General features: G+C 72.3%; 22 protein-coding genes and 2 pseudogenes. 10 read left to right on the top strand and 14 right to left on the bottom strand.

The window, feature by feature from the left end:
* The 3 genes from JM949_RS18670 to JM949_RS18680 all read left to right on the top strand — a co-directional run.
* On the top strand, positions 1-1,211 hold a 1,211-nt coding region (locus JM949_RS18670), incomplete at its 5' end, for a CDP-glycerol glycerophosphotransferase family protein (RefSeq protein WP_238433438.1).
* Between the two features lie 122 nt (positions 1,212-1,333).
* Complete coding sequence (locus JM949_RS18675) at positions 1,334-2,635, top strand: ABC transporter ATP-binding protein (RefSeq protein ID WP_203149708.1); 1,302 nt, start codon at positions 1,334-1,336, stop codon at positions 2,633-2,635.
* Positions 2,636-2,729: 94 nt separating this feature from the next.
* Positions 2,730-3,755, top strand: coding sequence for a hypothetical protein (locus tag JM949_RS18680; protein WP_203149709.1), 1,026 nt, complete (start codon positions 2,730-2,732; stop codon positions 3,753-3,755).
* On the opposite strand, the gene JM949_RS18685 is transcribed toward JM949_RS18680, so the two are convergent.
* Positions 3,654-4,931 (bottom strand): acyltransferase family protein, encoded by a 1,278-nt coding sequence (locus tag JM949_RS18685; protein ID WP_203149710.1) that lies wholly within the window; start codon positions 4,929-4,931, stop codon positions 3,654-3,656. The two genes, JM949_RS18680 and JM949_RS18685, sit on opposite strands and share 102 nt — an antisense overlap.
* Before the next feature lie 264 nt (positions 4,932-5,195).
* On the opposite strand from JM949_RS18685, the gene JM949_RS18690 reads away from it, so the two are divergent.
* Genes JM949_RS18690 through JM949_RS18700 form a run of 3 tightly spaced genes read left to right on the top strand, consistent with a single transcriptional unit; the run spans position 5,196 to position 8,892 of the window.
* Positions 5,196-5,660, top strand: coding sequence for a DUF4442 domain-containing protein (locus tag JM949_RS18690; protein ID WP_203149711.1), 465 nt, complete (start codon positions 5,196-5,198; stop codon positions 5,658-5,660).
* A 59-nt stretch (positions 5,661-5,719) separates the two neighbouring features.
* The gene (locus JM949_RS18695) at positions 5,720-6,523 is read left to right on the top strand and encodes an HAD family hydrolase (RefSeq protein ID WP_203149712.1); all 804 of its coding nucleotides are present in this window, start codon (positions 5,720-5,722) and stop codon (positions 6,521-6,523) included.
* Positions 6,520-8,892, top strand: coding sequence for a glycoside hydrolase family 65 protein (locus JM949_RS18700; protein WP_203149713.1), 2,373 nt, complete (start codon positions 6,520-6,522; stop codon positions 8,890-8,892). Before JM949_RS18695 ends, JM949_RS18700 begins: the two co-directional genes overlap by 4 nt.
* A 47-nt stretch (positions 8,893-8,939) precedes the next feature.
* Here the strand turns inward: JM949_RS18700 and JM949_RS18705 are convergent, their stop codons facing one another.
* Positions 8,940-9,119 carry a hypothetical protein gene (locus tag JM949_RS18705; RefSeq protein WP_203149714.1) on the bottom strand — a complete coding sequence of 60 codons (180 nt, stop codon included), beginning with the start codon at positions 9,117-9,119 and terminating at the stop codon, positions 8,940-8,942.
* 170 nt (positions 9,120-9,289) lie between these two features.
* Here JM949_RS18705 and JM949_RS18710 point away from each other — a divergent pair, with 170 nt between their 5' ends.
* Positions 9,290-9,943 (top strand): dienelactone hydrolase family protein, encoded by a 654-nt coding sequence (locus JM949_RS18710; RefSeq protein ID WP_203149715.1) that lies wholly within the window; start codon positions 9,290-9,292, stop codon positions 9,941-9,943.
* Here JM949_RS18710 and JM949_RS18715 read toward each other — a convergent pair whose 3' ends face one another.
* Entirely contained in the window at positions 9,944-11,047 is a 1,104-nt protein-coding gene (locus tag JM949_RS18715; protein ID WP_203149716.1) for an AI-2E family transporter, read from the bottom strand.
* A 216-nt stretch (positions 11,048-11,263) separates the two neighbouring features.
* Here JM949_RS18715 and JM949_RS18720 point away from each other — a divergent pair, with 216 nt between their 5' ends.
* Positions 11,264-11,434 (top strand): antitoxin, encoded by a 171-nt coding sequence (locus tag JM949_RS18720; protein ID WP_238433444.1) that lies wholly within the window; start codon positions 11,264-11,266, stop codon positions 11,432-11,434.
* Between the two features lie 67 nt (positions 11,435-11,501).
* On the opposite strand, the gene JM949_RS18725 is transcribed toward JM949_RS18720, so the two are convergent.
* The gene (locus JM949_RS18725) at positions 11,502-12,101 is read right to left on the bottom strand and encodes a hemerythrin domain-containing protein (RefSeq protein WP_203149718.1); all 600 of its coding nucleotides are present in this window, start codon (positions 12,099-12,101) and stop codon (positions 11,502-11,504) included.
* Positions 12,102-12,271: 170 nt separating this feature from the next.
* On the opposite strand from JM949_RS18725, the pseudogene JM949_RS37320 reads away from it, so the two are divergent.
* Positions 12,272-12,811: pseudogene (locus JM949_RS37320) on the top strand (FUSC family protein); the annotation flags it as partial.
* Positions 12,812-13,098: 287 nt separating this feature from the next.
* Here the strand turns inward: JM949_RS37320 and JM949_RS37325 are convergent.
* From JM949_RS37325 to eccB, 9 genes and pseudogenes are all read right to left on the bottom strand, one after another.
* Positions 13,099-13,269: a hypothetical protein gene (locus JM949_RS37325; RefSeq protein ID WP_238433439.1), complete on the bottom strand. Its 171-nt coding sequence runs from the start codon at positions 13,267-13,269 to the stop codon at positions 13,099-13,101.
* A gap of 337 nt (positions 13,270-13,606) precedes the next feature.
* Positions 13,607-14,250, bottom strand: a pseudogene (locus tag JM949_RS18735) (C39 family peptidase).
* Between the two features lie 175 nt (positions 14,251-14,425).
* Positions 14,426-14,833, bottom strand: a complete 408-nt coding sequence (locus JM949_RS18740; RefSeq protein WP_203149719.1) for a pyridoxamine 5'-phosphate oxidase family protein — start codon at positions 14,831-14,833, stop codon at positions 14,426-14,428.
* 31 nt (positions 14,834-14,864) lie between these two features.
* Positions 14,865-15,206: a YkvA family protein gene (locus tag JM949_RS18745; protein ID WP_203149720.1), complete on the bottom strand. Its 342-nt coding sequence runs from the start codon at positions 15,204-15,206 to the stop codon at positions 14,865-14,867.
* A gap of 59 nt (positions 15,207-15,265) precedes the next feature.
* A complete protein-coding gene (locus JM949_RS18750) occupies positions 15,266-16,063 on the bottom strand; it encodes a hypothetical protein (protein WP_203149721.1) in 798 nt (265 codons plus the stop codon).
* Positions 16,064-16,285: 222 nt separating this feature from the next.
* Entirely contained in the window at positions 16,286-16,576 is a 291-nt protein-coding gene (locus tag JM949_RS18755; RefSeq protein ID WP_203149722.1) for a hypothetical protein, read from the bottom strand.
* A 172-nt stretch (positions 16,577-16,748) separates the two neighbouring features.
* Positions 16,749-18,014 carry a WXG100 family type VII secretion target gene (locus tag JM949_RS18760; protein WP_203149723.1) on the bottom strand — a complete coding sequence of 422 codons (1,266 nt, stop codon included), beginning with the start codon at positions 18,012-18,014 and terminating at the stop codon, positions 16,749-16,751.
* A complete protein-coding gene (locus JM949_RS18765) occupies positions 18,007-18,417 on the bottom strand; it encodes a hypothetical protein (protein WP_238433440.1) in 411 nt (136 codons plus the stop codon). The genes JM949_RS18760 and JM949_RS18765 overlap by 8 nt, the downstream gene beginning before the upstream one ends.
* Before the next feature lie 46 nt (positions 18,418-18,463).
* Positions 18,464-20,047: a type VII secretion protein EccB gene (gene eccB / locus JM949_RS18770; protein ID WP_203149724.1), complete on the bottom strand. Its 1,584-nt coding sequence runs from the start codon at positions 20,045-20,047 to the stop codon at positions 18,464-18,466.
* Between the two features lie 162 nt (positions 20,048-20,209).
* On the opposite strand from eccB, the gene JM949_RS18775 reads away from it, so the two are divergent.
* Complete coding sequence (locus JM949_RS18775; protein ID WP_203149725.1) at positions 20,210-21,397, top strand: type VII secretion protein EccE; 1,188 nt, start codon at positions 20,210-20,212, stop codon at positions 21,395-21,397.
* A gap of 40 nt (positions 21,398-21,437) precedes the next feature.
* Here the strand turns inward: JM949_RS18775 and eccD are convergent.
* Positions 21,438-22,295 (bottom strand): type VII secretion integral membrane protein EccD (gene eccD / locus JM949_RS18780; protein WP_203149726.1); only part of this gene is annotated, 858 nt, incomplete at its 5' end.

The following is a 22,295-nucleotide window of genomic DNA, read 5'->3' on the forward strand; positions in this document are numbered from 1 at the left end:
GGGCCCGCACCGCCCGACGCACTGTCGGCCCGGTCGCCCGGCGCGGTGCCCGGCTGACCCGCGACGGGCTGCTGCGCGAGTACTACCGGGCGGAGCTGCGCCGGCCGATCGATCCGACGCTCGCCGTCTACGCGGCCTACTGGTACCGGGGATACTCCTGCAACCCGGCGGCGATCTACGAGGCCGCCCGGCGGGTGGCGCCGGGGGTGCGCGGGGTGTGGATCGTCCGGCGGGACCGGGCGGACACGGTGCCGACCGGGGTGGAGTACGTGGTCGCCGGCACCCCGGCGTACTACCGGGTGCTGGCCCGCGCCCGGTGGCTGGTCAACAACGTCAACTTCCCGGACCTGGTCCGCAAACGACCGGGGCAGGTGCACCTGCAGACCCACCACGGCACGCCGGTCAAGGTGATGGGTCTGGACCAGCAGCGTTACCCGATCGGCGCGGGTCGGATGGACTTCGCCGGACTGCTGCGCCGGGTGGACCGCTGGGACTACAGCGTGAGCGCGAACAGCTTCTCCACCCAGATGTGGGACCGGGCGTACCCGGCCACGTACACCACCCTGGAGGTCGGCTACCCGCGCAACGACCGCCTGGTCACCGCCGGCCCGGAGGAGGTGCGCCGGCTCCGCGCGGAGCTGGGCCTCGACCCCGACGAGCAGGTGGTCCTGTACGCCCCGACGCACCGCGAGCACCTGCCCGGCTACCGGCCACCGTTCGACCCGGACCGGTTCGTGCGGGCGCTTGGTGACTCGGGTCGGTTGCTGATGCGCAGCCACTACTTCCACGACCGTGATCGGCGTCCCGGCAGCCCGAGGGAGTGGGAGCGGGTTCGCGATGTCAGCGGTTACCAGCGGGTGGAGGATCTTTACCTGGTAGCCGATGTGCTGGTCACCGACTACTCGTCGGCCATGTTCGACTACGCGGTACTGGATCGGCCGATCGTGCTCTACACCCCGGACTGGGAGGCGTACCGGCTGGCCCGGGGGGTCTACTTCGACGTGATTGCGGAGCCGCCGGGCGCGGTGGCCACCACCTTCGCCGATCTGCTCGATCTGTTCCGCACCGACGCGGTGCGCTCGGACGCGGCGGCCAAGGCCCGCGAGCAGTTCCGGGGACGGTTCTGCACGTTGGACGACGGGCACGCGGCGGAACGGGTGGTCCGCCAGGTGTTCCTCGGCGAACCGGGCGAGCGATCCGGGCGTTGCTGAGCGGGTTTCTGTCGATTAATGACAGCGTCATAGGTGGAACATGAGACGTTTACCCGATGTCCTCAGCGAATGATCCTGGCCACAGTCTTGTGGGGTTCGGACGACGAGCTGGGGGGAAGACGGTGAGCACCGTCACGCTCAAGGATGTGACCAAGGTCTTCAGGGACGGCACACTTGCCGTCGACAGCATCAATCTCGATGTGAACGACGGCGAGTTCATGGTGCTGCTTGGGCCGTCCGGGTGCGGCAAGTCCACGGTGCTGCGCATGATCGCCGGGTTGGAGGATCCGACCCAGGGCGCGGTCATGCTCGACGGCGAGCTGGCGAACGACCTGCCCCCGCGGGACCGCAAGATCGCCATGGTGTTCCAGGACTTCGCGTTGTACCCGCACATGACCGTCGGCGACAACATCGCCTTTCCGCTGCGGCTGGCCGGGGTCGAGCCGGCGCCGAGGGGCGAGCGGGTCAGCGACGTGGCGAGCGCCCTGGGCATCGGTGACGTGCTGGCCCGCAAGCCGGGTCAGCTCTCCGGCGGGCAGCGGCAGCGGGTGGCAATGGGCCGGGCGATCGTCCGCCGGCCCGGCCTGTTCCTGATGGACGAGCCGTTGTCCAACCTGGACAGCGGCCTGCGCGCCGAGCTGCGCGCGGAGATCTCCGGCCTGACCCGGGAGCTGGGCGTCACCACCGTCTACGTCACCCACGACCAGGCCGAGGCGCTCACCATGGCCGACCGGGTGGCCATCATGCGCCGCGGCGTGCTCCAGGACGTCGGCACACCCACCCAGGTGTACGGCCGACCGGCGACGCTCTACGTGGCCGCGTTCCTGGGCAGCCCGCGGATGAACCTGCTGGAGGCGTCGGTCTACGTCCACCTCGACCGGTACGTCACGCTCAACCTCGGCGACCAGGCGCTCTATCTGCCCTGGAACGACATCCGCAGTCGCGCGGTGGCGCACTACCACGGTGAGCGGATCGTGGTCGGCATGCGGGCCGAGGCGCTCACCCCGGTCGCCCCGGACAGCCCCGGCGACGTGCTCCGTGGGCGGATCCGCTATCTGGAGCATCACGGGCACGAGTCGTTGGCGTTCCTCGACATCGGAGCGACCGCGATCATGGTCGACGAGATGGGCGCGCCGCTCGAACCACCACCGGTCGGCCAGCGGGGTCTGCGTCGGTTCAGCTCGGTGATGCAGCGACTCACCGGCAAGCCGGTGGAAACCCCGGACCCCGCCCCGGCTGCCGGCAACCAGACCAGCGTGCTCCCCGATCCGGGCCGGCACCACCGCCGCCCGGCGGAGCTGGCGGTGCGACTGGCGCCGTACCCGGCGGTCAGCGCCGGTCACCCGCTCGCCGTCTCGGTGCGGATGGACGCGCTGCACTTCTTTGACGAGCGCGGCGACCGGATCGACGTGGGTTGGCGCTGACGACCCGCCGAAGCGGGGTGGCGGGGGTGCCCCCCGGTGCCCTACCGTCTGCCCACCAGTCCCGCCAGCCACCACCACCGAGAGGGGTGCACCCGTGTCGGGTGACCGTCCCAGCCCGCTCGTCATCGAGCGCATCCTGCGGGATCGCGAGGGCATCTGGCAGCAGATCGTGGCCGAGGGTGACCTCAATGCCCTGACCGGGCGGATGCTGGCCAGCTCCGCCATCGCGTTGGCCTGCTACGGGGCGGTGCTGGGTTTCTTCCACAGCCCGCTGATGGCGCTGACCTCGGCGCTGAAGCTGCCCCTGCTGTTCCTGGTCACGCTGGCCATCTGCCTACCGACGCTCTACCTGTTCAACCTGGTCTTCGGCGCCCGGCTCTCGGTCCGGCAGTCGTTGGCGCTGGTGATGGTGGCGATCACGGTCACCTCGATGCTCGCGGTGGCGTTCGCGCCGATCAGCCTCTTCTTCCTGATCACCGCGCCCGACTACGGGTTCTTCAAGCTGCTCAACGTGGCGATCCTCACCCTGTCGGCGCTGGTCGGGTTGCGCTTCCTCACCGGCGGGATGCAGGTGCTCAACGACCACGGCCTGCTCGCTCCGGAGGCGGCCAAGGGCCAGGCGGACCCGGCGGCTGCGGTCCAGGCCGTACCGGCCGCGGTGCCGGCCGCTGCGACGCCGGCCACGGTGCCGGCTGCCACGGTGCCGGCTGCCGCGCCGGTCGCCGGCCAGAGTGCCGAGCCGGTCGCCGTGCCGGCCGGAGCAACGGTGGTCGAGTCGACAGCGAACGGTGCCGTGACCGCCCAGCCGGCTCCGACCCAGGCACCGGCTCACGTTGCCGCGCACTGGGGCGGGCAGCCGGTCGGCACCTCGTTCCCGCCCGGCTACTCGACGGCGCACCGCCCGTGGAACGCCCCGCCGGTCCGACGTGGCGAGCCGACGCAGCGGCCGGCCAGCATGACCCTGCTCTACATCTGGATCCTGCTCTTCGGCTTCGTCGGCACCCAGCTGGGGTGGACGCTACGCCCGTTCTTCGGTGACCCGGGCCAGGACTTTTCCTTCTTCCGCAGCATCGACGGCAACTTCTACGCGGAGATCCTGCGGACGATCGCCAACCTCTGACGTCGACGACGCGGTCGGGGTGGGCGTGCCGCCGGGCGCGGCCGGCGGCCTGATCCTCAGGTAGCGGTTGACGAGCCGCTGGGCCGGCCGCTCCCACAGGAAGTGGCACCCGGCCGCGACGACAGTGATGAAGGCGACGAGCACCGTCATCTTGGCCAGGTAGGCCGGGAGGCTGTCGTCCATCCACGACGCCTCCCCGACCGCCAGCATGAGCGGGCGGTGCACCAGATAGAAGGCGAAGGAGACCTCGCCGAGAAGGACGACGGCCCGGGTGCTGAGAAACCGACCGAGCATGGACTGCGGATACTGGCCCAGGCCGAAGAAGAGCAGTGCTCCGGGGAGCATCCAGAGCGCGTCGTAACTGGCGTAGTAGCGGGTCCGGTCCGGCCACGCCATCAGCAGCAGGGTCGCCACCAGGGGAAGCCAGGTGAGCATCGGGGACAACACCCGGTCCCGGGTGGCCGACGCCGACCACGACAGCTTGGCCTGCCGCAGGAGCAGGGCTGTCACCACGCCCAGGGTGAAGTCCCCCAGTCGGGTTGCCGGCGTGCGGTACAGCCAACGGTGCGCGCTGAACGGATTCGTGGCCGGCAGTCCGTTGCGGAAGTGCTGGAACAGCGCCGCGAAAACGAACGTCGCGACTATCGTTGCCGCCGCCACGGCGAGCAGGGCCCGGGCGTTGTTGGCGATCGGGCGCAGGACCAGCACCAGTAGCGGGAAGCAGGCGTAGAGGAAGAACTCGACGCCGATCGACCAGCCCGGCGCGTTGATGCCGTACGTGATGACGAGCGACGGGTGCCAGGACTGTAGGGCGAGGACCTGGATGAGGAATCGACTCGTGTTGGAGTGGTGGTCCACGGCCAGCCAGACGACGACGAGGACCAGCAGGTAGAGCGGATAGACCCGGGCCAGGCGACCGATCAGGTAGTTCCAGGTGCCGCGCGGGGTCGGTCGGGTGGCGCCGTCGAAGTAGTTCAACGCGATGACGAACCCGGACAGGAGAAAGAAGAAAGTGACGCCGTTGCTGCCCGCTCCCATGATCCGTCGTACCGGTTCCGGCAGCGAGTCGTGCGCCGCCGAGTGGTGGAAGAAAACAGCGAGAGCAGCGAACCAGCGCAAGCCGGTCAAGGCGGGAATGCGTAGCTTCGGGGGCGTGGTCACGGGCGTCGACGTCATTCGTTCCTCCAGTTCGGCGCCAGGTTATAGCAGTCCAGGCGGAGGTGGTTGCCCGCCGGAGCGCGCGCCAATTGCCGTTTGTTCGCCGGCTGTTCACGGTGATCGGCTTGCCCTGTTCGGCGATTCTCGGCAGCGTCGGGAGGCTTCATGCAAATAGGTGATCGGACGGCGGAGGGAAATGGTGCGAGAAATGAACAACGGGTGGCGGCCGGGTCGGGATCGGCCGACCTTGCCCGACAGGTTACCGCCGAGTAACGTCGGGACATGACCATCGACTCCCGCCAGGTGGCGGCCAACATGCTCGACGCGGTGCCGTTCGCCCGTACGCTCGGCCTCGAATTCGTCGAGGTGGCACCGGAGGCGGACGGTGGCGTGCGGGCGGTGGTCCGGCTGCCCGACTCGCCGGCCACGCACAACCACGTCGGCGGACCGCACGCCGGCGCCATGTTCTCCCTCGGCGAGACGGCCTCCGGCGCGGTCGTGCTGGCCGCCTTCGGGCAGCTGCTCGACCGGGCCGTGCCGCTGGCCGTCCGGGGCGAGATCGCCTACCGCAAGCTCGCCATGGGCCCGGTGCTGGCCACCGCGCGGCTCGGCCGGCCGGCCCGTGAGGTGATCGAGGAGCTGGCGTCCGGTGGGCGTCCGGAGTTCCCGGTCCAGGTGGAGATCGCAACCGAGGAGGGAAAGCCCACCTCGGCGATGACCGTGATCTGGACGTTGCGGCCGAACTGAGCCGGGTCGGCGCGACGGAAACGGGTTTGCCGACCCGGCCGGGTGGATAGATTCGTACCGTGCTGGGCCTACCTGCTCACGTGACCGCCTGTCTCTTCGATCTGGACGGTGTGCTGACGCAGACCGCCCGGGTGCACAACGCCGCTTGGACGCAGACGTTCGACGAGTTTCTCCGGCAGCGCGCCACCAGCTCCGGCGAACCATTCCAACCGTTCGACCCGGGCCCGGACTACAACCGCTACGTCGACGGCCGCCCCCGTGCCGACGGCGTCCGGTCGTTCCTCGCCTCCCGGGGCATCGTGCTGCCCGAGGGCAGCCCGGACGACCCGCCGGACGCCGACACCGTCAACGGCGTGGGCAACCGCAAGAACGTCCTGCTCCTACAGCGGCTACGAACCTCGGGTGTCGAGGTCTACCCGGGCTCGGTGCGATACCTGGAGGCGGCGCGGACCGGCGGTCTGCGTCGAGCCGTGGTGACCGCGAGCGCCAACGGGCGCGAGGTGGTCGCCGCCGCCGGGTTGGAACCGCTGCTGGAGGCCCGGGTCGACGGGCTGGTCGCCCGCGCGCAGGGGCTGCGTGGCAAACCGCACCCGGACACCTTCCTCGCCGGGGCCAGGCTGCTCGGCGTCGACCCGGCGCACGCCGCCGTCTTCGAGGATGCGCTCTCCGGGGTGGCCGCCGGCCGCGCCGGTGGGTTCGGCTACGTGGTCGGCGTCGACCGGGTCGGACAGGCCGACGAGTTGCGCGCGCACGGTGCCGACGTCGTGGTCACCGACCTCGCCGACCTGCTCGACGTCGCCGACCCGTCCGCGCCCGCCCGCGCCGCCGTCAGACGCTCGGCGGGCGAGGGAGGCGCGGCGTGATCCGGGAACGGGCCTATCCGGTCGAGCCGTGGCACGTCCGGGAGACCCGGCTGGACATGGACGTGCTGGCCCAGTCGGAGTCGGTCTTCGCGCTCTCCAACGGGCACGTCGGCCTGCGGGGCAACCTCGACGAGGGTGAGCCGCACGGTCTGCCCGGCACCTACCTCAACTCGTTCTACGAACTGCGTCCGTTGCCGTACGCGGAGGCGGGCTACGGCTTCCCCGAGTCCGGGCAGACCATCGTCAACGTCACCAACGGCAAACTGATCCGCCTGCTCGTCGACGACGAACCCCTCGACGTGCGCTACGGGGAACTGCTCGCCCACGAGCGGATCCTCGACCTGCGGGCCGGCACCCTGCACCGGGAGCTGCACTGGCGCTCACCCGCCGGCCGCGAGGTCAAGGTCCGCAGCACCCGCCTCGTCTCGTTCACCCAGCGGTCGGTCGCCGCCATCAGCTACGAGGTGGAGGCCGTCGACGGCCCGCTGCGGCTGATCGTGCAGTCCGAGTTGGTGGCCAACGAGTCGCTGCCCGCCCAGAGCAAGGACCCCCGGGTGGCGGCGGTGCTGGAATCTCCCCTCCTGGCCGAGGAGGAGCTGACCACCCCGGACGGCGGCCAGCTGATCCACCGCACCAAGGTCTCCGGGCTGCGGGTCGCGGTCGCGATGGAACACGAGGTGCACGGCCCGGACCACACCACCATCGAATCCGAGGGCTACCAGGACTGGGTACGCACCACGATCGCCTGCGTGCTCCAGCCCGGCCAGAAGCTTCGGGTGATCAAGTACCTGACCTACGGCTGGTCCAGCCGGCGGTCGCTGCCCGCGCTGCGCGACCAGGTCGGCGCGGCCCTGGCCGGTGCCCGGCTCGACGGCTGGGACGGGCTGCACCGCGAGCAGCGCAACTACCTCGACGCGTTCTGGGATGCCTCCGACGTGCTGGTCGAGGGCGACCCGGAGGTGCAGCAGGCGGTCCGGTTCGGGCTCTTCCACGTGCTCCAGGCCGGCGCACGGGCCGAGCAGCGGCCCATCTCGGCGAAGGGGCTGACCGGCCCCGGCTACGACGGACACGCCTTCTGGGACACCGAGATGTTCGTCCTGCCGGTGCTCACGTACACCCAGCCGAGCGCGGTGCGCAGCGCGTTGCAGTGGCGGCACAGCACCCTGGAATCGGCGCGGGAGCGGGCCGAGACACTCAACCTCCGGGGCGCCGCCTTCCCCTGGCGGACCATCGAGGGGCCGGAGTCGTCCGGCTACTGGCCGGCCGGCACGGCGGCCTTCCACATCGCCGCCGACATCGCCGACGCCATGCGCCGCTACGTCATGGTCAGCGGCGACACCCAGCTGGAACGCGAGATCGGGCTGGAGTTGCTGGTGGAGACCGCCCGGCTGTGGCGCTCGATCGGCCACCACGACCGGCACGGGCAGTTCCACATCGACGGTGTCACCGGCCCGGACGAGTACACCGCGGTGAAGAACGACAACATCTACACCAACCTGATGGCGCAGCGGAACCTGCTGGCCGCCGCCGACGTGGTGATGCGCTACCGGGACGAGGCGTCCCACCTCGGGGTCACCGACGAGGAGGCCGCGAGCTGGCGGGACGCGGCCACCTCCATGCATGTCCCGTACGACGAGGAGCTCGGGGTCCACCAGCAGGTGGAGGGCTTCACCCGGCTCCAGGAGTGGGACTTCACCCACACCCCGGCGGAGAAGTACCCGCTGCTGCTGCACTACCCGTACTTCGAGCTGTACCGCAAGCAGGTGGTCAAGCAGGCCGACCTGGTGCTGGCCATGCACTGGCGGGGGGACGCGTTCACCCCGGAGCAGAAGGTGCGTAACTTCCTCTACTACGAGCGCCGCACCGTACGCGACTCGTCGCTGTCGGCCTGCACCCAGTCGGTGCTCGCGGCCGAGGTGGGCCACCCGGAGCTGGCGCACACCTACCTGCGCGAGGCCGCGCTGATGGACCTGCACGACCTCAACGAGAACACCCGGGACGGCGTACACATGGCGTCGTTGGCCGGCGCGTGGCTCGCCCTGGTCAGTGGGTTCGGTGGTCTGCGGGACCACGACGGCGGGCTGACGTTCGCTCCCCGGCTCTCCAGCCGACTCAGCCGCCTGGAGTTCTCGTTGCAGTGGCGCGGGCTGGCGCTGCGGGTGGACGTCCGGCCACACCAGACGACATACTCGCTGCGCCACGGTGGTCCGGACGACGTGGTCGAGCTGCGCCACCACGACCAGCTGCTGCGGGTGACCTGCGACGAGCCGGTGACGGTGCCGGTGCCGCCGGCCGACCCGTCCGGGCCGCCGCCCGAGCAGCCGCCGGGGCGGTCACCACTGCTGCGGCTACCCGAGCGCGAACAGTGACGGTCGGGGCGGAGGCACGCTCCCGCCCCGACCGCCTCCGCGAGCTGTCAGACCGGCTCGCCGGTCGAGGGGCGCCCGATCGCGTCCCGGGGTGCCGCGGCCTTGGGGTCGTCGGGCAGCCGGGCCGAGGCGGCCTGGTCCCCGAAGTCCTGGTCGGGCTCGGTGTCCTGCGCACGCCGGGCCCGCTCGGTCTTCTGCTGCTGCTCGGAAATCTGCTGCTTGGCCATGGCGATCCTCGCGATCCGTCGGGGCGCGGTTGCGCCGACCCGGTCTGCGGTCGCTCGTCGCGTACCCGCCGCCCTGTCGGGCAAACGCGGCCGGCCGGGGCGGCGGTCGGCGGGCGTGCCGGGCGCTGGGCGGGGTAACCGGTCCAGAGCCGAGCACCCGGAGGTGGGGCATGGACGAGCAGCGCAGCACGATGACCGTTGCGGTCGGGGACGCCCAGCTCACCGCCGACCTGATGTTTCCCGCCCAGCCGATCGGCGTGGTGCTCTTCGCGCACGGCAGCGGCAGTTCCCGGCACAGCCCGCGCAACGTGGCGGTGGCCCGGACGCTGAACGACAGTGGACTCGGCACGGTGCTGGCGGATCTGCTGACCCCGGCCGAGGACGAGGTGGACGCGCGCACCGCCGAACTGCGGTTCGACATCGGGTTGCTGGCCAGCCGGCTGGTCGGGATCGTCGACTGGCTGGCGGTCGAGCGCCCCGCCGGTGACGTACCGATCGGTCTCTTCGGGGCCAGCACCGGCGCTGCCGCGGCCCTGGTCGCGGCGGCGTCCCGGGCGGATCGGGTGCGGGCCGTGGTCAGCCGAGGAGGTCGACCGGATCTGGCCGGGGACGCGCTGGCCCAGGTCCGCACCCCCACGTTGCTGCTGGTCGGTGGCTTGGACGAGGAAGTGATCACGCTCAACGAGCGGGCGCTGGCCGAGCTGGGCACGGTCGGCCAGCTCCAGGTGGTCCCCGGTGCGACCCACCTCTTCGAGGAGCCCGGCACGCTTGAGCAGGTCGCCGATCAGGCCGGCGCCTGGTTCAGCAGCCACCTCCGCCGATGATCAGTCCGCCGGCAGGAGGGCCGCGCTCGCGCGGCGCTGTTGGACGGTGTCGATGACCCGCCAGAGGACGGCGGTGATCGGGACGCTGACGAAGGCACCGGCGATGCCGCCGATCAGAGTGCCAGCGGTGACCGCCACCAGGATCACCGCCGGGTGCAGTCGGACCTGCCGCTTCATGACCAGGGGCTCCAGCAGGTTGCCCTCGATCTGCTGAACGGCGATCACCGCCGCGAGGGTGAGCAGCGCGGTGGTGGGGCCGTTCGCGGCCAGCGCCACCAGCACCGCGACCGCGCCGGCCACCGTCGCGCCGATGATCGGCACGAACCCGCCGAGAAACGTGATCAACGCCAACGGCAGGGCGAGCGGAACCCGCAGCACCACCAGAGCCAGCCCGATGCCGAGCGCGTCGACCGCGGCGATGAACATGGTGCCCCGGCTGTACGCGCCCAACGTCTGCCAACCGTTTCGGCCGGCCTCAGCCAGCACCGGCTGGTTCGGGCCGGACACCCGGGACAGCACCCAGTGCCACATCGACCGGCCATCCTTGAGCAGGAAGAAGAGCAGCACCAGGGCGAGCAGCGCGGAGCCGAACACTTCGGTGGCGGTCCGGGCGCCGGCCACCGGGTCCGGAGAGCTGCCACCGAGCCCCTGCCGGGCCTGCTCGACCAGCCGGTCCAGCTGTGCCTCGCTGACCGGCAGGGTGGAGGTCACGAAGTCGCGGCTGCGCTCCACGCCCTGCGTCAGCTCCTGGCTGAGCTGGTCGAACTGGCTGGCGGTCAGATTCCACACCAGGGCGCCGACGCCGACCAGGATGCCGAGCAGCAACAGCACGGTGCACAACGCGGCCAGCGCCGCCGGCAGACGCAGCCGGCGCAGCCGGAGCAGCACCGGGTCGAGCAGCGCGGTGAGGAAGATGGTGGCGGCCAGCGCGACGGCCAGCGGGGCCAGCAGCGCGGCGATCCGGCCCAGCAGATAGAGCCCGGCGGCGATCACCACCAGGCAGGCGCTCCACAACACGGCGGTCCGGACCAGCCAGGGCAGCGCCGCCCAACTGTGCCGCAGACCGGGGTCGCCGGCCGCTGTCTCGGGTTCCTCTGCCGCCATGTCGGTCCTCCTCGATCTCGGCGAGGTCGGTACCCAGCCGGCCGTGCACCGACACCCGTTTCGCGGCGGTGGCTGCCCGCGCGGATCGTACGCCGGGCCGGGGTCGTCGGACGGATGTTCGCGGACCACGTTCCGAACCGCGGCGTTTGCGCTGTCGGGCCGAGGGAAGGCAACTGATAGCCAGCACACCGAAGGAGGAGCGCCGTGGGTGACTTCATGGACAAGGCCAAGGACTTCGCGGACAAGCACGACAAGCAGGTCGACCAGGGCATGGAGAAGGCCGGCGAGACGGCCGACAAGCGCTCCGGCGGCAAGTACGCCGACAACATCGACAAGGGCGTCGACCAGGCGCAGGCGCGCACCGGTGAGGGCGACCAGGTCCGTTGATCTGCCCGACGTCACCGGGCTGTCGTGGTGCGCGACGGCCCGGTGACGTCCGTCCGAAGTGGCCGCCTCAGCGCTGCTCGTCCAGCTCCGCTATCGAGTTGGGCCGACCGGTCAGGGCGTCGCGCAGCCGGTCGACCAGACCGATGCCGGGCGCGAGCAGCTTGTTGGCCACCGGACGCTCCGGGCGTCCCGGGTGTGGCCGGGTCGGGCCGAGCTGCTTGATCATCGTCACCTTGGCCACCGCGTCGACCAACTCCTCCCGCGCCGTCGCCGCGCGTAACCGGGGGAAGAGTTCGTTCTCCTCCTCCCGCACGTGCTGTCGGATGGCGCCGGTCAGCTGGCCGAGCAACTCCTCGAAGCGCGGGTCGGACGGGTCGACGGACTCCAGCTCCTTCATGGTCCGCTCGGCGTCGGCGTGCTCCGCGATCTCGCGGTCGGCGATCTCGTTTCCGTCGGGCAGTGCCTTGCGGGCGATTGGATAGACGTACGCCTCCTCGGCGACCGCGTGGCGGACCAGCTCGGCGATCACCACATCGGCGAGGTGACGGCGGTGCGCCGCGGTGCCCTGCCGGGTCTCCAACTCGACCAGGATCGCCTCGACCGCGCCGTGGTCGGAGACCAGGAGGTCGACGACGTCGTGGTCGTCGGTGTGCTGCGGATAGCTCATGTCCCGGCCCCTTACCGGTTGCTGATCGTGGCAGGTCTGTGCCCCTGGTACCCCCACCGGGCTGCACAAACCTACGGTCGCCGATGTGTTCGACGGTGTGCGTGAGACCAGTGGTGGCGGTGGTGGCGGACCGGCGCGAATGCCCTCCCGTGGGCGGGGTAACCGTCGCCATGGCCGCCGACCGTCCGACCGCCGAGCGCGATCAGTCGCGGCTCGACGAGGCCGCCGAGCGCAGCGGCCAGGCGGTCCAGCGGGTACGGCACCGCGGCGGGCAGGCCGGCCGGGTCCGGGCCCGGCAGTGGGAAGTAACCCTGGTCATCTCCATCCAGGCCGGGCTGGCCGCGGCGATCGCCGCCCTGCTCGCCCAGCACCTGCTGGGGCCTGGCGCGCACGTCTTCGCGCCCGCCGCCGCCGTCGGTACGATCGCCACCGCCATCGGGCAACGCGCTCGACGTACCTTCGAACTGTTGGGTGGCGTATCGCTGGGGATCATCATCGGCGACACGCTGCGGTTCGTCCTCGGCTCCGGGCCGTGGCAGACCGGTGTGGTGGTCGCGCTGGCCATCGCCGTCGCGTTGCTGGTGGCCGGGAGGGGCGGCGCACTCGTCGGTCAGGCCGGCGGTACCGCCGTGCTGATCGCCACGCTGGCCCCGATGGACCGTGGCCTGGAGTTGCCCCGGATCTTCGACGCCCTCGTCGGCGGCGCTGTCGGTCTGGTGGTGGTCGCGCTGCTGTTGCCGATCAATCCGTTGCGGGTGCTGGACCGGGCTGCCGCACCGATCTTCGCGATCATCTGCGAGCAGCTCGGCGAGCTGGCCCGGGCGGTGCGGGAGCGCGACGAGAAGCGCACCCTCGGGGTGCTGGAGCGGCTCCGTGGCACCGAGGACGATCTGGGTCGGTTGCATGATGCGCTGAGCGGGGCGGAGGAGGTGGTGACGATCGCCCCGGCGCGCTGGCACCGCCGGCAGCAGTACCACCGCTACGCCCGCAGCGCGGCTCACCTGGAGCGGTTGCTGCTGGACAGCCGTGCCATGGCCCGCTGGTCGACGACCGCACTCCAGTACGACGAGCCGATGCCAGCGGAGCTACCGGACGCGATGGGCCGGTTGGGGCAGGCGGTGATGAAGATGCGGACGGAGTGCCGGGTCGGTGCGGACCCGAGAGACACCCGCCGGTTGGTCGAGCAGTGTGCCGAGCTGGCCGGGCGGGCCGTCGCGAGTGGCGTTGGCTCGTTCGGCGAGTCGCTCGTGACCGGGCTGCGTACCGCGTCGAGCGACCTGCTCCGCGCGTGCGGCTGTGAGCCCGACGACGCCAATCGGATCGTACGCCGGGCGGCCGGTGCCGGCGAGGCGGAGGTTCACCCGCCGGTCCGCCGGCACATGCTCCGGGTGCCGTCGACGCGGGCCGCTCGGGCTCGTCGACGCGCGCACCTCGCCGCCCGGAACCGTGATCACGGTCGGGCCGGCCTCCCCGCGCGGGAGAGGCGGCCCGGTGAACCGTCAGGGTCAGGCGGAGTAGCCGCGCTCGGCGATCCAGTTGGCGACCTTCGGCAGGCTCATCCAGTACTCGCCCAGCGCCGGGTCGGCCGGATCGGCGACCCGGATCAGGTCGCCATGGTCGCGGTAGCCCACCAGGGTCAGGTAGTGGCCGCCCTCGTACGAGTGCGGGTTGCCGTCGGTGTCCACAGTCGTGCCCTTGATGTTGGCCACCACCGGTCGACCGGCGTCGACGCGGCCAGCACGTCGCGGCGCAGCTGCTCGACCTGGTCGGGGCGGGCCACCGAGTCACGAATCTCGGTGGTCCGGTACCTGCCCCCGGTCAGTTCGTTGAGCACCCGGGTGGTGTCCAGGGCCGACGGGGTGCCCGCCTCGGTGGTGCCGAGCAGGTTGGCCACCTCGTCCTGGGAGAGCGCCTTGCCCTGAGCGGACAACGCGATCCGGGTCGCGGCCGGGCCGCAGTAGTAGAAGTTCGGCTGGGCCTGGTAGTCGATCCCGAGGATCCGCTCGGCGGGCCGATCGTTCTGGCTGGACGTGGCCGGGGCGGCCGGCGCCGGAGCGGCCGGCGCGGCCACCGCGGGGCCGAGGGCGCAACCGCCGGCGACCAGCAGGCCGACGACGGACAGACCGCTCTTCTGCACGATTGGGTTCATGGTCGAGTCTCCGTTCGGGGGGTTGGCGCCTCCGGTCGCGGAGGACGGCAGCACCGGGAATGGCGCTCGGCGCAGCGTGCGGGCGAGGCCTGCGGGGCCACGACCCTGGGCATACTGAGTAGGTAACCGCTCTGCTCCGCCGAGAATTCCGCCGGTTGCCGGCAGGGCTTCTCGCTCAGAGACTGCCCAGCAGCCCGGTGACGGTGATCTCGATGACGACCCGCTCCGGATTCGGACGCGGCGGCCGATACCGCTGCGCGTAGCGCCGCTCCGCCTCGGCCACGGCGGCCCGATCCGACCGCACCACCGCGCGGCCCTCGATGGTCAGCCACCGGCGGCCATCGAGGTGGCACACGGCCACCACCGCGCCGGACGGGCCGGCGGCGGCCACGTTACGGGCCTTGCGGGAGGTGCCGGAGGTGATCACCCGGGCCAATCCGGCCTCCGGGTCGAGAGTCACCCCGACCGGTACGACGTGCGGGGTGCCGTCCGCCCGCAGCGTGCTGAGCGTGGCAAGGTGGCGTTCCGCGCAGAAGGCGACAACACGCTCATCATGCACGTCTAGTCGATGATCGCCCGCCACGCCCGGTCCCTGTCCGTCGAGCCGTCCTCGATCATGGCACCCGGCGGCCGGTCCGACGGCGGTCCGGCGGGGCGTCCGGCTGACCGGGCAGCTGCCGACCCGCAGCCCGGCGCTGGTGCACCAGCCGGGTCAGGTAGATCAGCGCGGCGGCCAGGACACCCATGTCATCCAGGTAGATCGGGTCCGGAAGCACGTCGACCGGGAAGATCGTGTAAATCAGCGCGCCGTAGAAGGCGACCTTCCCGCCCGCGCCGAGCCCGGTCAGCAGCCGTCGGGTACGCACCACCCGCACCGCCAGCACCACCGCGCCGACGAGTGTGCCGAGCGCCAGGATGCCGGCGACCACCACGAGGACCCACGCCTGTCGAGACATGCCGTCACGCTAACCCACCCGCCGTCACCCGGCTCAGAACGCGGGCGCCGCCGCGCGGCTCAGAACGCGGGCACCGTCGCCCGGCCGCGGGCGATCACGGCGTTCTCCCGGGTCTGCTCAACCGACGGTCGGGCAACCTCGCTGAGCGGCAACACCGACGCGGGCTCCGCGACCCGGCGTCCGGTGGCGGCGTGCGCCTCCTCGCGCAGACTGCGGGCCGCCGCCACGGCCAACTCCGCCGCCCGCCACGCGGCCTGCTCCTGCTCGCGGGCCGCGGCGTGCCGAGCCGCCAGGTTGTCGCGGATCGCCCGCTGCAGCACCAACTCCTGCTCGACCGGGTGCAGCCGTGGATCCCAGCCGTCCCGGTGCGCGAACACGTCACTGAGCTGCTCCACCGACAACTCCCGCCGCCAGTACGCGTCCAGCGCGGCCCGGTGCAGGTACCGCTCGCGGTCCGCGTACTCGGCCGGCGTCCGGGTGGTGTGCGGCAGCGGCATGGCCCGCGCCGCGTCGAGCCGCCGTACGGCCGCCTCCGCCGCCTCGTAGGTCTGCCAGGCCGCCTCGACCGCCTCCTGCGCCGCCACCCACTCGGCCCGACGGCGCTGCGCGGTGGTGGTCGCCCGCTCGGCGGCCACCGCGACCTCCTGCGCGTAGCGGCCCTGCTCCCGCTCCTCCTGCGCCTGTTCCAGTTGGCTCGGCATGGCCGCGCGGCGGATCCGGGCGCCCGGGTCGAGGCGGAGCCGGCCGGGCCGGAGCAGGAGCGCGGAGACAGCGACTCCGATCACCGCGAGCAGGGTCAGCCAGATGACGGCGGCGCGGGACAGGTCGGGCAGGGCGGCGGAAAGGATGGATTGCATGATCAGCACCTCGCGGTCGAAGGCGGGTATCGACGGGCGGTGGAGGGCGCGGCAGCACCGGTTGGCCAGGCGGCGGGGTGGATCCGTCGGCGGCGATCAGGTGCCGGGACGGCTCACCCGGGACCCGGCCCCGGGAATGGCCGGGCCGGGATCAGCGGGCGGGCGGACCGCGTCGCGCAGGAGTGGCCCGGCCGGGCTCGACGGCCGGCGCGTGCCCCGGGTTCACCGTGATGATCGGACGGCCGCCGTCGCGATCTCCACCGGGTCGGTCGGTGCGGCGACAGCGGGCTGGTCGGCCCGCTGAATGCCCGGGCCGGTGTCGGGGCGGACCGTGGGCACCCGGCTGCTCACGGCGCTCGGCCGCAGCTGCGTGGGGGCGGGGGGCGGGGTCGCGGCGAGAGCGGCACCGAGGCCGACCGCGAGCACCAGCGCCGTGACCGCCAGGCGGGTCAGTTCGCGCAGTGACCGCAGCACAGCCCAGCGGGCCGGGCGGACGGACGCTGCGGACGACACCAGACCAACCTATCGCCCGTTGCCGGGTCTCGCAGCACGGCGACGGCCCGCACCGGCGTGACCGCCACCACCCCGGGCACTGTGGACGCGGCCGTTCGGCATTGTGCCCCCGACCGGACCCGCCGGTCGGGGGCACCGCGCGTCGGGTGGGCTCGCCAGCGACGGGTCGAGGTCAGTCTCCGGTGCCGAGCACCGGCGGTGCGGCCTGCTCGCCGTCCCGCCACACCATCTCGTCCTCGGTCAACCACGTCAGCCGGTCGTCGGAGTCGTCGTCCTGCGGCCGACCGTGCCCGCCGAGCACACCCGGGCGGCCGGTGCCGCCGCCGGAGCCCGGTCGGGCGTTGCCGCCACCGCCGCGCTGGCCGTCGAAGCTGCGACCGATCCCGTTGACCGGGCGACTCTCCGTCGGGACCGGAGCGCCGGTCGGACGAGCCGACGTGGCGGGAGTGCCGCCCGAGCCCGCCAGTGCGCCACTGCGCAGCACCCCACCGGCCGGCGCCCCGCCCGGCGCTCCGTAGAGCAGGCCGGGGCCGGTGTTCGCGCTGGTGGGCACCGTGGGCGACCCGGACAGGCTGAGCAGCCCGGCACCACCGCCGGCGATCAGCGCGCCGTCGACCAGCGGACCCGCCCCGGCGAGCGAGGTGCCACTGCCGCTGCCCACCCCGCCCGGACCGACGACCACGCCGGGAGTGCGGTCGGCGCTGTCGTGGCCAGGGATCGAGGTGTCCCCGGTGACCGGCGGACGGGCGGCACGGTCCGGCGTGGAAATGGTCGCGTCGCCGCCGCGCACTGTGCTGTCGCCGGTGTGCGGTCCGGCGCTCACCTTGGCGATGCCCGAGACACTCTGCGGCGTCGTCGAGTCCTTGCTGGCGGTGCTCGGAGTATCCGGGTCGGGCGGGGGCGGGTCGACCACCCGGTCGTAGGCGGAGATCTCGTAACTGCTGGCCAACTCGGCCACCAGGTTCACCATCCGCTGGTGGGCCTTCTCCTGCTCGGCCTTGTCCTGCTGGTGGCCCGCGATGCCCCCGACGATCGCACCGGTCAGACCGAAGGTGGCCGCACCCTTGATCGCACCGCCGATCAACTGGTCGTTGTCGTCGGTCTCCTCCGGGCTCTCGGCCTGCTTGTGGGCGGCGCGCAGATGGTCGGCCATCATGGTCAACCCCTGCTTGATGCCGGCCATCCCTTCGCCCAACGCGTCGGTGTGCGCGACGATCAGGCTGAGTCGGCGATGGAACTCCCGGCCCGCCGAACCCGTCCAGGTGTTGCCGAGCTTCTCGAGGTCACCGTTCAACTCGCGGCCGAGCCCGTCGAGGATGCCCTTGAGCTCGGCCCACTGGGTGGCCACCCCCTCGATCTGCTCCGGCTTGCCCGCCATCAGGCCGTCGTACAACTGCTGGTGGCTGCTGCCCTGGTAGCGCTGCGTGTATTCAGACACGACCGTCCCCCTTCGGCTGCAACGCCCGGTCGACCGGCGTCAGCGCGGCGGTGACATCCTCGGCGTTCGCCGCGTTACGCGCCTCGGCGGTGCGGTAGTTGCGCAGGATCGTGCTGGTCGCCTGCTGGGCCGCCAGCACCGCCTGCCGGATGCGCTCGGCCTGGTCGACATAGGACTGGTGCACCTCGCTGTAGCGACGCGCCTGGTCGGTGGCGTCGAAGAACGAGCCCAGCGCCGGCGGGCGGCACTGCATCTCGGTGTTGAGCTTGCGCAGCACCGACTCGGCCTGGCTCAACCGTGCCGCCAAGTGGTCATGGAAGTCCTCAAGGGACAGTAGGTCGACTTCCGTACGCCCGGCCATGGCAACATCCCCGTCGTTCTGGTTGACAACCGTCAGCGACATTCAGGTTAGTCCACCACTACGACTCCGGGCGACCCGTCAACGCTGCTCAGCCGTCGGTGCCGGTCGATCCGGTGGGCGTGACACCGCCGGCCCCGCCGCTGGGCGTGCCAGCGCTGGCCGGAGCGGACGGCGTCGAGCCGGACGGTGGTGCGGCGGCGGTCGGCGCGACCGAACTCGGTGCCACGGACGCCGGTGCGGTCGGGGCGGCCGGATCCGGCACGTCGGGCGCGAAGACGGCCAACGCGTTCTCGTGGTTCAGCGTCGGCCCGGTCGGGATCAGCGAGAGCAGCGAGCCGGGCACCGCCAACGGGGTGACCCCGCCGTAGCCGAGCACCTCCAGGGTCTCCGCCGAGCCCAGCGGGTACCGGATGCCCTGCGGGCTGATCAGGTAGACCGTCGACCCGGCGGCGCCGGATCCGCTGGTCCCGGCCCCGGGTGAGGCCTGCGCGATGACCCCCTTGCCGCCGGGCAGGAGCACCGCCTCGGCGGTGCGTACGGCGTCCCGGCCGGTCTGGCGTACCGGCACCATGCCCGGATCGCTGCCGGTCAGCTCCTCCGGCACCCGGTCGAAGACCTCAAGGGTGGTGGTCGGCGGGCCACCGGAGGCATTCGCCCGGTAGGTCGCGCAGAGCGTGGTCTGGCCGGGGCGGGCCGGGTAGAGGGTGGGCAGCGTCTGGGGCAATCCCTCCTCCTCGATCCGCTGTTCGACGAACACCTCACTGGCCTGGTTCGGGGTGATGTCGGTGATCTGGGCGCCGTCACTGACCAGCAGCAGAGCGGTGATCTCAGTGACCGAGACGAGACCCTCCCGGGTCAGCACGTAGTGCCGTCCGGCGGCCTTGAACACCGAACCGACGGGGTGCGACCGTCCGGCGATCTTCCGGTTGCTGGCTTCACCCTCGCCGCGCAGCGACGGCCTGCGCAGCGGTGGCCCGGCCGGCACGGCGTTGAGGAGTTGCTGCCCGACCCGGAGCCGCTCGGCGCCGGCCATCTGTAGCGCCGTGGTCGTCCGCGCCACGTCGAGCACCTGGAGCCGGATGTTGTTGGTGATCAAATACCGCTGGTCGTCGTTCACCGAGACCAGCACCGCGCGGTCGCCCAGCGGGGTGCCGCCGGGCAGCGCCCGGTCGATCACGAGTCGGGTGGTCGAGCGCTGCGGGTCGACCGGGTCGGGCACATCACAGACCGACCACGGCAGCCCGGTCAGCGACTTGCGGTCCGGCAGGGCGTCCGGCGCGCCGACGATGCCGAGGGTGACCCCACGTGGCCGGTCCCGCAGCGACGCCTGGGACATCGTCCGCACCTCCGCGCTCGCATCGTTCACGATCAGGCGGGCCGAGGTGTAGTTGAGCGTCGGGTGCAGCTTTCCCCGCAGGAACACGTAGGTCGCGCCGGTATCCCGCTCGATGACCAGGGTCTGGTCTTGCAGTGGCGCGGTGTTTCCGGTCAACTGGCCGTAGGCACCCACCCCACCGAGCACGACGGCCGCGGCGATGACACTGCCGAAGACCGCCATCCCGAGCCGTCGCATCGGCAGGTTGGTGGTCTCCGGATCGCCCGACAGCAAGGCGGAGACGATGCGGCGGGTGACGAAGCGGTACGCCTGCACCTGATCGCGGCGGGTCCGCATGACTTACCTCCGGCGGGGTGGATCCGCGACGATCAGGTCGGGGTGCCGTCGCGGGCTTCCCTACGATAAGGGGCCGACAGTGGTTGCTTGGGACCACCGTTCGTGGCCGGCACCGGAGCAGACCCGGCGCAGGGCCCTACCGTGCAGGAGGGACAGTCAGCGATGACGCAGGTTCAGGCGCGACCCGCCCGAGCGGCCACGGACCCGTCCGACACTCCGACGCGGCAGGCGCCGCCGGCCGACCGGACCGGCCGTGGACGGGTCGGACCGCTGTTGGTCGGGCAGCTCGTCGTGCTCGAGTTGTGCGTGGTCGGCGTCTGGGCCGCCACGGCCCGGCCCGGGTGGGTAGTGGCCACGGTGGGCGTGCTGGCGGTGCTGGTCATCCTGGCCGCGTTCGCCCGTCGCGGCGGCCGTTGGTGGTTCGAGGACCTGCTGCTGCGCCGGCGGTTGCGGCGACGCGGGGAGCGGGCGTCGGCGGCGCTGGCCAGGGGTACGGCGGTCGACCCCCGGTTGGCCGCGCTCGCCCCGGGACTGAACGTCATCGAGCTGACCGACCGGGGCACCCGGCTCGGCATCGGGCAGGACGACCAGGGCTGGTTCGCCGCGGTCGCCCTACAGGCCGCCAGCGGCGCGGCGGTCGGCTCGGTCGACGCCGCCATGGTGGACCGCGCGCTGCGCGTCCTCGCGGACTTCAGCGCCCCGGTGTCCCGGGCCCAGGTCGTCGCACACACGCTGGTCTGGTACCCGGCGCCCGGCGCGCCACCGGCGGCGCACCGAACCGTCTGGGTGGCACTGCGGCTCACCGTCGCGGACGCTCGGGTGAAGGCGGTCAGCCGGGGCGGCGGGCTGCCCGGGGTGCACCGGACGGTGGCCGCCGGAATCGGCCGGCTGGGCAAGGCGCTGACCTCGGCGGGCCTGGCCCACCGGCCACTCAGTCGCGAGGAACTGCGCGCGGCCATCGTCTCCGCCGCCGGGTTGGACCTGGTGCCCGAGGCGCCATCGGAGACCTGGCGCGGGTTGCGCGGCGGCGGGTGGACCCACCGCTGCCTGGCCCTGCGAGGCCGCTCGGACGCCCCGCTCGGCCCGCTCGTGGACGCGATCACCGCGACCTCGGCTCCGTCCCACACGGTGGCCGCGACCGTGTCGGCGGACGGTCGGGTCGCGGCGCCGCTGCTTCGGGTCGCGGCCATGGACAACCACGTCGAAGCGCTGGTCAAGGTGGTCCGGGAGATCGCGCAGCGGGCTGGCGCGACCACCCGAGCGATGGACGGCCAGCACGCACCCGGCGTCTACGCCACCGCCCCGGTCGCATCGGCGCTGGGCCTCCCCACCGGCCCGCAACCGCGCTGACCCCCGGCCCGTCGCGGACCGACCGGCCTGTGGAGCGCGGTCAGGGTCGGAGGTTGACGATCCAGCCGTAGAGGCCGCAGACCCAGAAGGCGAGCGGAACCAGCGAGATGATCAGCAGGATCTCGGCGATGTCGAGCAGCCGGCCCCACACCGGCGAGATGCGCTTGCCGGCGACGGTGAGACCGTAGATCAGGCTGATCACCGCGGCCAGTACCAGCCCACCCAGGATCAGACCGAGCCGGACCGGCAACGACCCGCCGGTGAAGGTGGCCGCGGCGGCCAGGCCCAGGCCCACGGTGCCGGCCAGCAGGACCGGGGTGCGCTGGGCGCGACCCAGCAGCGGCCGGGCCCGGAGCAACGCCAACAGGGCCAGCACCAGGCACAGCAGGACCGCCGGCAGCCGCCCGTCCAGGGCCAGTACCAGTTGCGCGCCCAGCACCAGCAGGGACACCGTCCACAGCAGACCGGTGAGGAACTGGTCGGCCCGCTCGCTCCGCTGGAGCACCTGCCGGCCGTCGACCGACTCGCTGTCGGTCTTCAGGTCCTCCGGGCCGGTCGGGATCGATGGCACCGGCAGCCGGGCCAGCCGGTAGGCCATCATCGGCAGCGCCGGCAGCACGCCGAAGGCGACCGCCGCCACCACCGCGGCGGCGGCCGCCGCGTCGAGGCCGAAAGCCAGGCAGAGCAGCGCGCCCAGACCGCTCGCGGCGCCCACCCCGATGGCGGCGAAGAAGAGCGGGTACCGGTCGCCGACCGCCAGCACGGCCACCGCGCCGGCTATCACCGCGGCGGTCGCCGCGAGCAGGACGTGCGGGCTGGCCAGCTCGGTCAGCGGCCGGTCGCCGGCGAGCAGCAGCAGGCCGCCGGTGGCCGCGTGGGCCAGGCCGACCAGGGCCAG

The sequence above is a fragment of the Micromonospora tarensis genome, from assembly GCF_016803395.1.
Taxonomy (GTDB): Bacteria; Actinomycetota; Actinomycetes; order Mycobacteriales; family Micromonosporaceae; genus Micromonospora; species Micromonospora tarensis.

What these genes read in the sequence shown, in the direction of transcription:
- JM949_RS18685 (WP_203149710.1), bottom strand. Translation starts at nt 4,931, where the DNA reads ATGACGTCGACGCCCGTGACCACGCCCCCGAAGCTACGCATTCCCGCC.
- JM949_RS18690 (WP_203149711.1), top strand. Translation starts at nt 5,196, where the DNA reads ATGACCATCGACTCCCGCCAGGTGGCGGCCAACATGCTCGACGCGGTG.
- JM949_RS18705 (WP_203149714.1), bottom strand. Translation starts at nt 9,119, where the DNA reads ATGGCCAAGCAGCAGATTTCCGAGCAGCAGCAGAAGACCGAGCGGGCC.
- JM949_RS18710 (WP_203149715.1), top strand. Translation starts at nt 9,290, where the DNA reads ATGGACGAGCAGCGCAGCACGATGACCGTTGCGGTCGGGGACGCCCAG.
- JM949_RS18715 (WP_203149716.1), bottom strand. Translation starts at nt 11,047, where the DNA reads ATGGCGGCAGAGGAACCCGAGACAGCGGCCGGCGACCCCGGTCTGCGG.
- JM949_RS18720 (WP_238433444.1), top strand. Translation starts at nt 11,264, where the DNA reads ATGGACAAGGCCAAGGACTTCGCGGACAAGCACGACAAGCAGGTCGAC.
- JM949_RS18725 (WP_203149718.1), bottom strand. Translation starts at nt 12,101, where the DNA reads ATGAGCTATCCGCAGCACACCGACGACCACGACGTCGTCGACCTCCTG.
- JM949_RS18745 (WP_203149720.1), bottom strand. Translation starts at nt 15,206, where the DNA reads ATGTCTCGACAGGCGTGGGTCCTCGTGGTGGTCGCCGGCATCCTGGCG.
- JM949_RS18750 (WP_203149721.1), bottom strand. Translation starts at nt 16,063, where the DNA reads ATGCAATCCATCCTTTCCGCCGCCCTGCCCGACCTGTCCCGCGCCGCC.
- JM949_RS18765 (WP_238433440.1), bottom strand. Translation starts at nt 18,417, where the DNA reads ATGTCGCTGACGGTTGTCAACCAGAACGACGGGGATGTTGCCATGGCC.
- eccB (WP_203149724.1), bottom strand. Translation starts at nt 20,047, where the DNA reads ATGCGGACCCGCCGCGATCAGGTGCAGGCGTACCGCTTCGTCACCCGC.
- JM949_RS18775 (WP_203149725.1), top strand. Translation starts at nt 20,210, where the DNA reads ATGACGCAGGTTCAGGCGCGACCCGCCCGAGCGGCCACGGACCCGTCC.